The 13744-nt window shown below is 45.4% G+C and carries 14 protein-coding genes; 11 read left to right on the forward strand and 3 right to left on the reverse strand.

Annotated elements, in window-relative coordinates:
- The first annotated feature begins 13 nt into the window (after window positions 1-13).
- From BLT32_RS07890 to BLT32_RS07940, 11 genes are all read left to right on the forward strand, one after another.
- Window positions 14-973 carry a beta-ketoacyl-ACP synthase III gene (locus tag BLT32_RS07890; RefSeq protein ID WP_053953789.1) on the forward strand — a complete coding sequence of 320 codons (960 nt, stop codon included), beginning with the start codon at window positions 14-16 and terminating at the stop codon, window positions 971-973.
- Between the two features lie 10 nt (window positions 974-983).
- Window positions 984-1901 (forward strand): ACP S-malonyltransferase, encoded by a 918-nt coding sequence (gene fabD, locus BLT32_RS07895; protein ID WP_053953788.1) that lies wholly within the window; start codon window positions 984-986, stop codon window positions 1899-1901.
- Between the two features lie 14 nt (window positions 1902-1915).
- Entirely contained in the window at window positions 1916-2650 is a 735-nt protein-coding gene (gene fabG / locus BLT32_RS07900; RefSeq protein ID WP_053953787.1) for a 3-oxoacyl-ACP reductase FabG, read from the forward strand.
- A gap of 117 nt (window positions 2651-2767) precedes the next feature.
- Window positions 2768-3007 (forward strand): acyl carrier protein, encoded by a 240-nt coding sequence (acpP, locus tag BLT32_RS07905; RefSeq protein WP_053953786.1) that lies wholly within the window; start codon window positions 2768-2770, stop codon window positions 3005-3007.
- Between the two features lie 35 nt (window positions 3008-3042).
- Entirely contained in the window at window positions 3043-3852 is an 810-nt protein-coding gene (pabC, locus tag BLT32_RS07910; RefSeq protein WP_235443985.1) for an aminodeoxychorismate lyase, read from the forward strand.
- Window positions 3849-4868: an endolytic transglycosylase MltG gene (mltG, locus tag BLT32_RS07915; protein ID WP_053953785.1), complete on the forward strand. Its 1020-nt coding sequence runs from the start codon at window positions 3849-3851 to the stop codon at window positions 4866-4868. Before pabC ends, mltG begins: the two co-directional genes overlap by 4 nt.
- A 2-nt stretch (window positions 4869-4870) precedes the next feature.
- A complete protein-coding gene (tmk, locus tag BLT32_RS07920) occupies window positions 4871-5488 on the forward strand; it encodes a dTMP kinase (RefSeq protein ID WP_053953784.1) in 618 nt (205 codons plus the stop codon).
- Window positions 5488-6354 carry a DNA polymerase III delta subunit-related protein gene (locus BLT32_RS07925; RefSeq protein WP_053953783.1) on the forward strand — a complete coding sequence of 289 codons (867 nt, stop codon included), beginning with the start codon at window positions 5488-5490 and terminating at the stop codon, window positions 6352-6354. The genes tmk and BLT32_RS07925 overlap by 1 nt, the downstream gene beginning before the upstream one ends.
- A 28-nt stretch (window positions 6355-6382) precedes the next feature.
- Complete coding sequence (locus tag BLT32_RS07930) at window positions 6383-6724, forward strand: hypothetical protein (RefSeq protein ID WP_053953782.1); 342 nt, start codon at window positions 6383-6385, stop codon at window positions 6722-6724.
- A 17-nt stretch (window positions 6725-6741) separates the two neighbouring features.
- The gene (locus BLT32_RS07935; RefSeq protein ID WP_053953781.1) at window positions 6742-7530 is read left to right on the forward strand and encodes a TatD family hydrolase; all 789 of its coding nucleotides are present in this window, start codon (window positions 6742-6744) and stop codon (window positions 7528-7530) included.
- A 311-nt stretch (window positions 7531-7841) separates the two neighbouring features.
- Window positions 7842-9326 (forward strand): bifunctional 2-methylcitrate dehydratase/aconitate hydratase, encoded by a 1485-nt coding sequence (locus tag BLT32_RS07940; RefSeq protein ID WP_053953780.1) that lies wholly within the window; start codon window positions 7842-7844, stop codon window positions 9324-9326.
- A gap of 50 nt (window positions 9327-9376) precedes the next feature.
- On the opposite strand, the gene BLT32_RS07945 is transcribed toward BLT32_RS07940, so the two are convergent.
- Genes BLT32_RS07945 through sppA form a run of 3 tightly spaced genes read right to left on the reverse strand, consistent with a single transcriptional unit; the run spans window position 9377 to window position 13689 of the window.
- Window positions 9377-10723, reverse strand: coding sequence for a sodium-dependent transporter (locus tag BLT32_RS07945; RefSeq protein WP_053953779.1), 1347 nt, complete (start codon window positions 10721-10723; stop codon window positions 9377-9379).
- A 40-nt stretch (window positions 10724-10763) separates the two neighbouring features.
- Window positions 10764-11783, reverse strand: a complete 1020-nt coding sequence (gene ansA / locus BLT32_RS07950) for an asparaginase (protein ID WP_053953778.1) — start codon at window positions 11781-11783, stop codon at window positions 10764-10766.
- Between the two features lie 43 nt (window positions 11784-11826).
- Window positions 11827-13689, reverse strand: coding sequence for a signal peptide peptidase SppA (sppA, locus tag BLT32_RS07955; protein ID WP_074668941.1), 1863 nt, complete (start codon window positions 13687-13689; stop codon window positions 11827-11829).
- Window positions 13690-13744: the final 55 nt, after the last annotated feature.

The following is a 13744-nucleotide window of genomic DNA, read 5'->3' on the forward strand; positions in this document are numbered from 1 at the left end:
ATGCAGAGTTGTTATGACATACTCGAGAATTGTTGGTACCGGTCATTATTTACCGGAGCAACGTCTTACAAATGATGATCTTGCCACCCGTGTTGACACATCAGACGAATGGATTACTGAACGTACTGGCATTAAAGAACGGCGAATTGCAGCTGCGAATGAGTCAGCCGCAACGCTTGGCTATGAAGCCGCGAAACAAGCCTTATTAAGTAGTCAGCTAAACGCTCGGGATATCGACGTTATCGTTGTGGCGACAACTTCGGCTGAGCACGCGTTTCCAAGTGCTGCATGCGAAATTCAGCGAATGCTCGATGTCACAAATATTCCCGCATTTGATATTGGTGCGGCTTGTTCAGGCTTTATTTTTGCGCTATCGGTCGCCGATAACTTCATTAAAACCGGTCAATATAAGCGTGCTTTAGTTATTGGCACCGATGTTCTGGCGCGACTGTGTAACCCCAACGACAGAAACACCTTAGTTCTGTTCGGTGATGGGGCCGGTGCAGTCATACTCGAGCAAAGTAACGAGCCGGGCATTGTTTCAACGCATTTGTACAGCGCGGGTGAATACAGCCATTTACTGGGGGCGAAACAGGCAAACCGCAAAGCTAACCCGCAAGACGATACCTGGATGTACATGAAAGGCAATGAAGTCTTCAAAGTTGCTGTGGCAAAACTGAGTAGCTTGGTTACCGATACATTGTCGGCGAATAAGATGTCACCGGAAGAATTGGATTGGTTGGTACCACACCAGGCAAACTTGCGAATTATTAAAGCGACGGCAAAAAAATTAAACATGTCGATGGAACAAGTGGTTATTACTTTGGACAAAACAGGTAATACATCTGCCGCATCGGTGCCAATTGCGTTAGACTGGGCAGTTAAAGATGGTCGCGTTAAACGTGGGCAGAACCTATTATTAGAAGCCTTTGGTGGTGGATTCGCCTGGGGCTCAGCATTAATTCGATATTAAGAGGGTGGTTATGACGACAGCGTTATTTTTCCCGGGGCAAGGCTCGCAGAGCGTTGGTATGCTTGGTGAATTAGCCGACGAGTTTGGGATCATAAAAGAGACGTTCGCACAGGCAAGCGATGCACTTGGTTATGACGTGTGGGAGCTTGTGCAGCAAGACCCCAATAACCAGCTCAATGAAACACAGTTCACTCAACCTGCGTTACTGACTGCCAGCGTTGCGTTATATCGCGTTGCCAAAGACAAAGGTCTAGGCGATGACCTGGTCATGGCAGGGCACAGCCTGGGAGAATATTCGGCGTTGGTTTGTGCAGGTGCTATCGACTTTAAAGATGCAGTTAAACTCGTTGAAGCACGCGGCAAGTTTATGCAGGAAGCTGTTGCTGACGGTGAAGGGGCAATGGCAGCCGTTATCGGTTTAGATGATGATGTTATTAAGCAAATCTGTGAAGAGCAGGCCCAGGGCGAAGTTGTCACTCCGGTAAATTATAACTCACCGGGGCAAGTCGTTATTGCCGGTCATGCCTCAGCAGTTTCCCGTGCCGGCGAAGCCTTGAAAGAAGCAGGCGCTAAACGTGTTTTACCTCTGCCTGTTAGCGTGCCTTCGCACTGTGCGTTAATGAAGCCAGCAGCCGAAAAATTAAAGCAGGAATTGGAGAATATTACCGTTAAGTCACCGGTAATTGACGTTATCAATAATGTTGATGTCATGGTTGAAACAGATCCGGCAGCGATAAAAGACGCATTGGTCCGACAGCTTTATTGTCCGGTGCGTTGGACAGAGTCTGTTGAGAAAGCTGCTGATATGGGCGTGGAAAAAGCATTCGAAGTCGGTCCGGGGAAAGTATTAACGGGCTTGAATAAACGTATAACTAAATCATTTAATTGTTCAGCGTTAAACAGCGCTGATGCATTGAATTCAATTTAAAAGGTGAATAAGTGATGAGCTTGGAGAATAAAGTTGCGTTAGTAACAGGAGCTAGTCGTGGCATTGGCAAAGCAATCGCGCAGCAGCTTGTTCAGCAAGGAGCAACAGTAATAGGCACCTCAACCTCAGACAAAGGGGCGGCCGCTATTTCCGATTACCTTGGTGATAAAGGCAAAGGTATTGCTTTGAACGTAACTGACGCTGATAGCGTTCAGGAAACAGTAAAGTCGCTTGAAAAAGAGTTCGGTAGTATCGATATTCTGGTCAATAATGCCGGTATTACTCGCGACAACTTAATGATGCGCATGAAAAACGATGAGTGGAACTCTGTTATCGACACCAATTTAACGGCTATTTTCCGTGTCTGCAAAGCCGTGGTTCGTGGCATGATGAAACGTCGTAATGGTCGCATTATTAATATCAGTTCAGTGGTTGGTACCACAGGGAACCCTGGGCAGGTTAACTATTGCGCCGCGAAAGCGGGGCTGGTTGGCTTCAGTAAGTCTTTGGCCAAAGAAGTGGCAGCACGAGGTATTACCGTGAACTGCGTGGCACCAGGATTTATTGATACGGATATGACAAAAGCGTTAACGGAAGAGCAAAAAGAAAGTATTTTTGCTAATATTCCTGCTGCACGATTAGGCAAGCCAGATGAAATTGCGTCTGCGGTGACATTCTTGGCGTCAGATGGAGCAGCTTACATTACCGGTGAAACCATTCACGTTAATGGCGGAATGGCGATGGTTTAAGCGGTCAGCGGTACGACCTCTTAACTTTATCGGAATTTTTACTTTATTAATGGGGCTGGTTTCACTAAACTACGGCCAACTTTCACTCTCGCGACGACTATTTGAGGGATATTATAAATGAGTACTATTGAAGAACGCGTAAAGAAAATCATTATTGAGCAACTGGGTGTTAAAGAAGAAGAAGTTAAGCCTGAAGCGTCATTTGAAAATGACCTGGGTGCTGACTCTTTGGACACAGTTGAATTGGTTATGGCTTTGGAAGAAGAATTCGAAACTGAAATTCCTGATGAAGAAGCTGAAAAAATCAAAACTGTTCAAGCAGCAATTGATTACGTAAATAATCACTCTGACGATTAATTTTTCAGAGAATTATTGAGACAATAGGCGGAACCTTGGTTCCGCCTATTTTCGTTATGACACTGATAAAACAGTTTTTTAATAATCATCCAACTGATCTCGATGCTCTTGATCGAGGGCTTCAGTTTGGCGATGGCCATTTCACCACTCTTCGTATTGTTAATGGTGTTCCAGAGCACTTAGACGCACATGTAGCCCGATTAGCTCATGCCAACGACGCTTTACGCATCCATTACCCGGCAATAAGCACTTTACAGGTTCGGTTGAAGACATTGGCAGCAGAGGTTGAGGAAGGGGTGTGTAAAGTGATTATAACTCGGGGAAATAGTGCCCAGGGTTATGGCTTTGATAGGCGCGCAGAAGCCAATGAATACATTCAGGTAAGCTCATTACCGACACCTCAAAAACCTCTAGATATTGAGTTGGCTGACTTTGTTTTGGCGCAACAGCCTATGCTTGCGGGACTAAAAACATTAAATCGCTTAGAACAAGTGTTGCTCAGTGCTGAAAAGTCGGAAAAAGGCGTTGATGACCTAATTGTTTGTACCAGTGACGGCACTGTTATAGAGGCTATTCAAGGTAATGTATTTTGGCGGATGGGTGACCAGTGGTTTACACCGTCACTGACAACGGCAGGGGTTAATGGCGTTATGCGGCAATACATCATAGAAAGCAATGCGCTCGCTAACCTTAGCGTAAAAGATTGTACAGCGACTGAACTGGCGTGCGCAGAGCAAATTTTCATTTGCAACAGCGTCCGAGGCGCTGTCCCTGTTCACTCATTTAATGGTAAAGTATTCGAAAATAATCCGTTACCCAATAAGATACAACGCCTGGCTTTATGACTTTACTTAAACGTTTGTTTTTAATTGCTCTTTTTTTTATTGTCATTGGCGCAGGGGTGCTTGGCTACGGTTACTATTATTTGTCTCAGCCTTTTGGAAGTGCTCATCAAAATGAAGCGCTTGTATTTGAGTTTCCCAAAGGAAAGCATGCTCGATACGTCATTGAAGAAATTACCGAATATTATTCACTTGATAAATCTGTTCTGAATAATACACAGCTGAGTTATGGTTTTAGCCGCTTACTTGGCGGGGTAAGTCATTTAAGAGCAGGTGTTTACGAGATTAAGCCAACGCATAATTGGTTTGATGTATGGAGAAAACTCGCAAACGGCGACGAGCTTCAATTCTCAGTGACGTTGGTGGAAGGTCACACGCTTGAGCAGTGGCTGTTAAAGTTGAACGAGGCAACTTATTTAACGGGTAACGCGAAAGCCGCTGCCGACACTTTAAGAGCCGAGTTAGGGGCGTCTTATGACTCATTAGAAGGTCTTCTATTGCCCGAAACTTATACTTATCGAGCGTATTCGTCAGCTGAGAGCATTTTAAGAGACGCATACGAGTCAATGCAGCGCACATTAGCTGAGGTATGGAGTGAACGCTCAGATGATTGTCCGGTTGACTCGCCTTATGAATTATTAGTTTTAGCGTCAATTATTGAGAAAGAAACGGGCATAGCGGGTGAGAGAAGTTTGGTTGCCAGCGTTTTCGCAAACCGACTTGCTATTGGCATGCGGTTGCAGTCCGATCCGACAACAATATACGGTGTTGAAAACTTCGACGGTAATCTAACACGCGCACATTTACGTGAGAAAACGGCTTATAACACCTATAGAATTAATGGATTACCGCCGACACCTATCGCTATGCCAAGTCGGGCGTCGTTAGAAGCAGCCGCCAACCCTGACGAGTCGCCGTACTATTACTTTGTTGCTGATGACACCGGTGGTCATGTGTTTTCAAAAACGCTGGAAGAACATAATAAAGCCGTGCGCCGCTACCAACTAAATAAAGAGTAAATATGAAAGGGAAGTTTGTTGTTATTGAAGGTCTGGAGGGAGCAGGTAAAAGTTCTGCTATCGCCAATGTGATCACGCATTTGCAAGCTAAAGGTATTGAAACTGAAGCCGTGCGCGAACCCGGTGGAACGCCGTTGGCTGAGTCGTTACGCGACTTGGTCAAGAAAAAGTGGGATGAAACCTTAGTCCCGACAACCGAGCTGCTGCTCATGTACGCTAGCCGTGTACAGCTAGTCGAAAATGTCATTAAGCCACACTTAATGAATGGCACTTGGGTTATTGGTGATCGTCATGATTTATCATCGCGGGCTTACCAGGGTGGTGGTAGACAGCTTGGCGATGAACTTTTACAAAAACTGCGTGGGTTAACATTAGGCAGTTTTTATCCCGATTTGACCATCTTACTGGATGTTGATGAGGAAGTGGGTCTTGAGCGAGCCAGGGAGCGAGGTGAGCTGGATAGAATAGAAGAAGAGGACTTGGCGTTTTTTAAACGAACACGGCAGGCCTACCTGAACATTGCGGCGAAAGATCCGTCGATTTTCGTGATCGATGCGAATCAACCTATGTTAAAAGTGCATAAAGCCATTCTAAGAACCCTTGAGGAGAATTTGTTTTAATGGCCGCTCCCTGGTTACGCGACGCATGGTTACGTTTAGTGACTGCTTTTGAAAGCAATCGGTTAGCCCATGCATATTACTTAAAACACTACCCGGACAAAGGCAGTAACAGCTTCATTGAGCAGTTCACCAAGTATTTGCTTTGCCAGTCGAAAGGGAAGAGTGCTTGTAACCAATGTAAATCGTGCTTGCTGTACGCCGCGGGAAACCATCCGGATACCTGGATACTCGATGGCACAGAAGCCAGTCGCATCGGGGTCGATGAGGTTCGTGACCTACAAAAAAACATTGTGAATAAGGCAAACCAGGGTGGTTTTAAAGTTGCCGTTATTTTACAAGCTGAAAAAATGACTGAGCAGGCCTCTAATGCTTTACTGAAAGTACTTGAAGAGCCGCCTGCTGATACCTGTTGGCTAATATCAACGAAAGAGCCTGAGCAATTATTGCCAACATTGCGAAGTCGCATGCAGTGGCTCAGCATTCCTTACCCTGAAGCCGAACAAACTGATGAACAAACTGCGCAAGCTGCGGAGCTATTCGACGCTTTGCATAAGCTGACCCCACTACCTGAGCTAAAAGACAAAGCAGTTGCGGCAGAGTGGTTGAATACGTCTGAGCGATTAGCATCCGATATGCTCGCTCAGTTAAACCGGCTTCCCGCTGAGCGTTTTTACTTTCCTGGCGTGCGCGAGCGGTATGAACGATTAACGCAATGCTCTTGGTTGACTGCGCCGCATCTCAGTCAATGGGTATCGGAATGCCGACAGTTACGTCAGACATATCAGGGCTCCCCCGGCGTTAATTTGCCGTTATTATTAACCCTTATCTGGAGCCGTTGGTCACACTTTTTGCTGGGTGAAGAATAAGGCTCCTGTTGCAATAAACGGAGCCTTTATGTCCCACGTTATATCTGTTGAGCTTGAGTCTGCTCACGAGTTGGCAACGCGAATGGTGCCACTCTTTAAATACACATCATTTTTAATGCCTGAAACCAGTGAACATTACTATAAGTTGGGCGAAAGACTTGATGTGTCGCTGACATTGCATGATCGGCCGTGTCCTTTTTACTTCAGCACACAAGTGACCTGGCTGTTTGAAAACAGGCAGTTGCCCTGCGTTTTAACCTTGCTCCCCAAAGACCTGGCGACAGGGCATCGATTAAACTATCTGACTCACAAGCATAAGTCTGAATATGGTAAACTGTTCCGTTCATTATTAAATTCTTGCGCAACTTAATTGCAACGGAGCACTGGATGTTTGTTGATTCGCATTGTCATTTAGATCGTATTGACCCAGAGAAAGTCGGTACAGACTTGGCTGGATTAGTAGAAAATGCCCGCAAAAATAATGTGGAGCATATGCTGTGTGTTTGTGTCACGCTTGATGAGTACCCGCAAATGCGCGATACCGTTTCTGCGTATGACAATGTTTCTATATCCTGCGGTGTGCATCCCCTTTACGTCAATGAAGAGAGTATGGGCGCTGATGAAATGGCGGCAAAGTTAACAGAGCTAGCCAGCGAACCAAGGGTTGTTGCCATTGGTGAAACAGGGTTGGATTACTTTTATGATCCGGACTCGAAAGTGAAACAACAAAACAACTTCGAGCAGCACATTGCTGTAGCAGGGCAGTTGAATAAACCTCTTATTATTCATACCCGGGAAGCCCGTGAAGATACCCTGGCTATGTTAAAACAAGGCCACGCGGATAAACCTGGCGGTGTTTTACATTGCTTTACCGAGTCTTACGAAATGGCAAAAGAAGCCATCGACTCATTAGACTTTTATATTTCCATTTCTGGTATTGCGTCTTTTCGAAATGCGTCGGAATTAAGAGACACAGTTAAAGCATTGCCTTTAGACAAACTACTCATTGAAACTGACAGCCCCTGGTTAGCACCGGTGCCTCATCGTGGGAAAGTGAATCAGCCAGCCTACGTTACTGATGTCGCAAAATGCGTAGCGGACGTTAAAGGTATTACGCTGGAAGAGGTTGCACGCGTGACCACTGAGAACTTTTATAAGCTGTTTAAAGCATCTTAATGAGCTGTGTATAACTTGTCGATAAAACATTTTTAATTGTTCAAAAACATAAAGTTAAAAGAAACTGTAAAAAAATTAGACATCCTTCGATTATTGTCTAAACTAAAAATTGTTGGATGAATTTTAAGCAGGATAAATGAGACTGTTTTATCATGAGTTAGCGCACGGCTCATCACATGAGCCATTCCCCTATACCCGGAACAATCTGGATTGGTTCCGGGTTTTTTTTATCCAAAATAAACGAAAAGGGCGATCAATCAACCGATTAGCTCCGTAGCTATTTGAGTCACCCTTTGAATTAAGGAGTCATAATGCCTACGACTGTCGAACAAAATAAACGTCCCGATTACGACGACGTCATTGTCGATATCGCCGACTATGTAATGAACTATAACGTCACAAGCGAAGAAGCCTGGAGTACCGCGAAGTACTGCCTTATGGATACGCTGGGCTGCGGTATGTTGGCATTAGGTTATCCGGAATGTGCCAAACATTTGGGACCGCTTGTACAAGGGACACAGGTTCCCAATGGCGCTCGTGTTCCTGGTACACAGTTTTCTTTAGACCCCGTTAAAGCTGCGTGGGATATAGGCTGCATTGTTCGTTGGCTGGATTTCAATGATACCTGGCTGGCGGCAGAATGGGGACACCCGTCTGATAATTTAGGTGGCATTTTAGCGACCGCCGACTTCATTTCTCAGCAGCGACGCAGCCGTGGGCTTAAGCCTCTTGTTATTAAAGACGTGCTGGAAGGCATGATAAAAGCCCATGAAATACAGGGTAACCTGGCCATAGAAAACAGCTTTAACCGAGTTGGGCTTGACCATGTTGTACTGGTAAAAGTGGCGTCAACAGCTGTTGTTAGTTGGCTAATGGGTGCCAGCAAAGAGCAAATTATGGCAGCGCTGTCTCAGGCTTGGGTAGATGGTCAGTCATTGAGGACCTATCGCCATGCACCCAATGCGGGCTCCCGTAAATCGTGGGCAGCGGGGGATGCCACCTCTCGGGCAGTGCGTCTGTCAGATATAACGATGCGTGGTGAAATGGGAATTCCCGGCGCTTTGACTGCGCCACAATGGGGGTTTTACGATGTTCTCTTTAGTAAGACAAATAAAGATCAGAAGCTGAAAGACGAAGAAGATCGGAAATTTAAGTTTCAGCGCGATTACAGCAGTTACGTTATGGAAAACATTCTGTTTAAACTGTCTTTCCCGGCAGAGTTTCATGCTCAAACAGCGTGTGAAGCTGCGGTAACACTTCACCCCGATGTAAAAGGTAAGGTAGACGACATAGAGAAAGTCGTTATTACGACACATGAATCTGCGATTCGTATTATCTCCAAAGAAGGGGAGCTGGCTAACCCCGCAGATAGGGATCATTGCTTACAGTATATGACCGCAGTGCCCTTAATTTGGGGGGAACTGAATGCTGATCACTATGAGGACGGATTTCATCAGGCACATCCGGAAATCGATGCTCTTCGAGAAAAAATGGTCGTCGAAGAAGACCTTCAGTACAGTGAAGATTATCTGAATCCGGATAAGCGCTCCATTGCCAACGCGGTACAAGTTTTCTTCAAAGACGGCACTAAAACAGAAAAAGTAGCGGTGGAGTATCCAATAGGACATCGTAACCGTCGTGACGAGGGTATTCCTGTACTCAAAGAAAAATTTAAAGCGAGCTTAAGTAAGCGGTTCCCGGCAAGTCAGGCGAATGAGATATTTAAGCTGTGTACTGAAAACGACTCGTTTGACCAAATGCAGGTCGATAGCTTTATGGATAAATGGGTTATTTAATGGCAATAAAGGCTGTCGTCACTTGCGACAGCCTTTATTCTTAAAGCGATTCAGCCCTGCCAAATAATCAAAAGAATAAGTATCGGGCAAACAAATTTGACATACCAGGGCCATATTTTCCAAAACAAGCTCTTATCGATATCCGGTGAACCTTGCTTTAAAGCTTTCAGCAGGTGATTCTGGCGTAAGACCCAAGTCAGCATAATAGCGAACACCAGAGCCATTATTGGCTGCATATAAACGGTGCTGAATGTGACTACTGCCCCGAATAAGACCTCAAAATTATAAATAATGGTGGTCGAAATAGCGGTGACAATAAGAGTGACTATCCACACCCCTGAGCTTCTGTCGCAGCGTGCTTCTTCGCGCAATGCGTTTACCGGTGCTTCCAGCATAGAAATAGAGGATGTAATGGCTGCTATAACCATCAATAAAAAGAAGCCGAACGAGACGAATAAACCCGCTGTTCCAAGTGTGTCAAACATTGCGGGTAATACGGTAAATACCAGTGTATCGGCGGAGAGCAGGGTACCGTCATCTGCGTATATTTGAACGCCATTGGACTGAGCAACGAACATAGCGGGTAAAATTAAAAGCCCGGCTAAAAATGCTACGCTGGTGTCAATTCCGGCAACCCAGGCTGCTGTTTTCGGAATATTTTCTTTATTTGAAAGGTAGGCGCCGTAGGTCATCATTACGCATACGCCCAGCGATAATGAGAAAAAGGCCTGGCCCATGGCTCGTATGATAAGTTGAGGGTCGCTAATTTGGGAAAAGTCAGGGACTAAATACATTTTAAGGCCTTCAAGAGCGCCTTCCTGAGTCAGAATGTATGCTGACATACCAATTAAGAGGACAAACAGCATTGGCATGAGCCGTCGTGACCAGCGTTCTATGCCGTTATTGACACCTGAACGCACCACGTAGACGGTTAACAGCATAAAAAAGATCATAGTCGCCATATTTCTGGCTTCTGAAAATTCGACAAACCATGCGGCAGTGTCCGGCAGGCCAACAAAGATAAGTAGCGGCGATATCATGTACGAGATAAGCCAGCCGGATACAATGGCATAAAAACTTAAAATCAAACTAAGGACGATAAGCCCGACGACCCCGGCTATAGCTCCGGTTCCTCTGAAGAAGGCTTTATCTGATAAATTTCTTAACGCTTCAATTGGGTTGTTTTGACGAATTCGGCCGATAGTGACTTCTGCCACAAGCATAGGGTAGGCGAGAATGGCAATCATAATGAGGTAAACCAGTAAAAAGGCACCTCCGCCGTTACTGGCCGCCTGGGTTGGAAAGCCCCATATATTGCCAACTCCAACGGCGGAGCCAGCAGCAGCGAGAATAAAGCCTAATCGTGAGGCAAAAGCCGGAGACGTATTTTTAGCCATAGTAATATTGTTATTATTATTGATTTGAGTCAGTGCTCGATTATGGCGGAGTTAATTCGCCGCGTAAATTCTTCTGTAACAGTTTTTGAATTTCATTGTGAGAAATGTCTTGCGACAGTAGGTAATGTAACTTGGTTAGCGCGGCTTCAATGGTCATATCGGAGCCGGACACTAAGCCGAGCTTTGCCAGCGCATTGCCGGTAGCATAACCATCCATATCGACACGCCCACGGAAACACTGTGTACAATTTAAAATTGTAATGCCGTTATCGATACCGCGCTTTAAAACAGAGAGCAGAGCATCGTTTTGCGGCGCATTGCCGACGCCATAACTTTGCAGAATAAGTGCCTTCACCGGCTGCTTTAACTGGTTGTCGATTATGTCAGGTGAAATGCCCGGATAAAGCATGACCACGCCGATAGGCTGTGGCGTCATTTCAACCACGTTGAGCTCACTCGGTTTGGCATCTGTTTCGGAAAGTTGACCGGCATTTAAGCGAATTTGTATGCCAGCTTCCAGCAACGAGGGGAAATTGGGCGATGAAAACGCATTAAAGCCATTAGCATCCGATTTCGTTGAACGGTTTCCGCGAAATAAGGTGTTATTAAAAAACAGGCCGACTTCTGGAATCGGGTAGTTAGCAGCAACGTAAAGGGCATTCAGCAAGTTCGTTTGACCATCGGAACGCAGTGCTGCTAAAGGAATTTGTGAGCCGGTAACAATGACCGGTTTATTGAGGTTTTGCAACATGAACGATAGCGCTGATGCTGTATAGGCCATGGTATCGGTACCATGGAGGATGACGAATCCGTCATAGTCCGAGTAATTGTCCTCAATATCCCGGGCTATTGTGACCCAGTCAGCCGGGGTCATGTTTGAGGAGTCCATCAAAGGACAGTATTCATGAATAACAAATTCCGGCATTTCCTCCCTGAAAAACTCCGGCATTTTTTGTACGCAATCACTTAAGTGCCCCGCAACCGGAACGTATCCTTGTTCCGATTTTTTCATACCTATGGTTCCGCCGGTATAAGCAACATATATCTTTTTACGAGGCACTTGCGTCTCCTGTCGACATTCTTAGTAACGAATGTCGATTATTCTAACGCGGTTGCGGGCACAGTGCACAGTATGAGTAAACGTTTTTCGGGTCGTTGAAGTTTCTCAGTACGGCAGTTTCTGACTGCACGTCACTGAATAGCTTCAATAACCAATCACTACTATTGTCACGACTCACCTTAGGTAACAAGTCGCTAGCAGCACTATTGTTAAACAGTTCAGCAAAGAACTGCTCTTGTGGTGATAATTTCTGCTGAACAACATTCACATCATACTTTTCAATAGAGGCTAGCTCTGCTGCCAGTTTAATGGCGTCGTCGTAATCACCTAAAGTATCAACCAGACCACGTTTCATTGCTTGACGACCTGTCCAGATTCGGCCCTGAGCTATTTCATGTACGTCATCTTTGCTCATATTACGGGCGTTAGCGACAAGGCTTAAGAAGTTGTCGTAGGTATTTTCCACCGACTTTTGAATCATCGTTTGCTGGTACTCTGTCATTTCTTCCATAGGGTTTATGGATTCAATTTCAGTGGTGCTGATAGAGTCACTGTGAATACCAATAGCCGCAAGGCTGTCTTCCAGGTTCATCAGTAATCCAAACACACCGATAGAGCCGGTAATGGTAGTAGGGGAAGCAATGATTTTATCAGCATCTGCGGCAATCCAGTAACCGCCTGAGGCCGCGACTGAGCTCATTGATGCTACAACCGGAATACCATCTTCTTTTGCTTGCAATAACTCCTGACGAATAATTTCTGATGCGAAAGCGCTGCCACCCGGGCTGTCAATGCGAAGCACAATGGCTTTGGTGTTTTCGTCATTACGGGCATCGCGAATAAGTTTAGCGGTACTGTCGCCACCAATCATGCCGGCTTTTTGAGAACCGTCGACAATTTGGCCTCGCGCAACAACAACACTGATCTTCGGTTTGTCTTTTGCTTTTGGTGCCGGCATTGGTGGTTTTTGCGCGGTCAGGTAGTTATCAAAAGTAATGTGCTTGAACGTTTCTTTCTCTTCGTCAAGCCCCGCCAAATTAATAAGCTCATTACGAACCTCAGTGCGTGTTTTCAGTGCATCGACTAAGTTGTTGTCTAATGCCATGCGTGCCATGTCGCCGTTTGCTTCGTCAAACGCGGCCATGTAATCATCAATTTTGCCACTGGTTAAGCGAGGGTTGATATTACGAGTGGTAGTCACGCTATTACGAAACTCGGCCCATAACTCGCTATATAACGTTTCATTGGCTTCTCGGGCTTCGTCTGACATGTCGTTACGAATAAAGGGTTCAACCGCAGCCTTGAATTTACCGACTTTAAAAACGTGCGGCTTAACTTTTAGCTTCTCAAGCAACTCTTTAAAGTAAACTTGGGTGTAATCAAGGCCTTCAAAAACGACACCACCCATTGGGTTTAAATAAAGCTGATCAGCGTGGGCTGCAATATAATACTGATGCTGCGCATAGTAATCGGCGTTACTAATAATGGGCTTACCTGAGGTTCTGAACTCTTCTAATGCCTCAGTAACAGCGCTCAGTTTATTAATGCCACTTGGGTAGAGATCCTGAAGATCTAAGTAAAGTGCGCCAATACGGTCATCGTTCTGAGCCATCTCAATACTTTCGACAACATCGGTCACTAATACTTCGGGAATATCATTACCACTACCTAAAGCTTCTGAAAAGAATTTATCAATAGGGTCGACCCAGGTTTCTTCTTCGACGAGAATACCTTGTGGGTTGAGCACCAGTATACCGTTCTCAGGTACTTCGATAGGATCTTCGCCACTTATCATGCTGGCCAGGAAAATAGCCAACACAATAAAGAAGACTAAATTGATAATGACCTTTCGGGTACCGTTGATTATTCGCCAAATATATTTAAAGATTGAGCTCACTGAACGCATAGCTATCACTCATTGTTATTTAAGAAATGTCTTAAGCATATCGAAAGTGGTCTAT

Source organism: Idiomarina zobellii, assembly GCF_900100855.1.
Lineage (GTDB): Bacteria > Pseudomonadota > Gammaproteobacteria > Enterobacterales > Alteromonadaceae > Idiomarina > Idiomarina zobellii.

Excerpts from the sequence above, each read along its gene's own strand:
- BLT32_RS07890 (WP_053953789.1), top strand. The coding sequence starts at position 14 with ATGACATACTCGAGAATTGTTGGTACCGGTCATTATTTACCGGAGCAA.
- fabD (WP_053953788.1), top strand. The coding sequence starts at position 984 with ATGACGACAGCGTTATTTTTCCCGGGGCAAGGCTCGCAGAGCGTTGGT.
- fabG (WP_053953787.1), top strand. The coding sequence starts at position 1,916 with ATGAGCTTGGAGAATAAAGTTGCGTTAGTAACAGGAGCTAGTCGTGGC.
- acpP (WP_053953786.1), top strand. The coding sequence starts at position 2,768 with ATGAGTACTATTGAAGAACGCGTAAAGAAAATCATTATTGAGCAACTG.
- mltG (WP_053953785.1), top strand. The coding sequence starts at position 3,849 with ATGACTTTACTTAAACGTTTGTTTTTAATTGCTCTTTTTTTTATTGTC.
- tmk (WP_053953784.1), top strand. The coding sequence starts at position 4,871 with ATGAAAGGGAAGTTTGTTGTTATTGAAGGTCTGGAGGGAGCAGGTAAA.
- BLT32_RS07925 (WP_053953783.1), top strand. The coding sequence starts at position 5,488 with ATGGCCGCTCCCTGGTTACGCGACGCATGGTTACGTTTAGTGACTGCT.
- BLT32_RS07930 (WP_053953782.1), top strand. The coding sequence starts at position 6,383 with ATGTCCCACGTTATATCTGTTGAGCTTGAGTCTGCTCACGAGTTGGCA.
- BLT32_RS07935 (WP_053953781.1), top strand. The coding sequence starts at position 6,742 with ATGTTTGTTGATTCGCATTGTCATTTAGATCGTATTGACCCAGAGAAA.
- BLT32_RS07940 (WP_053953780.1), top strand. The coding sequence starts at position 7,842 with ATGCCTACGACTGTCGAACAAAATAAACGTCCCGATTACGACGACGTC.
- BLT32_RS07945 (WP_053953779.1), bottom strand. The coding sequence starts at position 10,723 with ATGGCTAAAAATACGTCTCCGGCTTTTGCCTCACGATTAGGCTTTATT.
- sppA (WP_074668941.1), bottom strand. The coding sequence starts at position 13,689 with ATGCGTTCAGTGAGCTCAATCTTTAAATATATTTGGCGAATAATCAAC.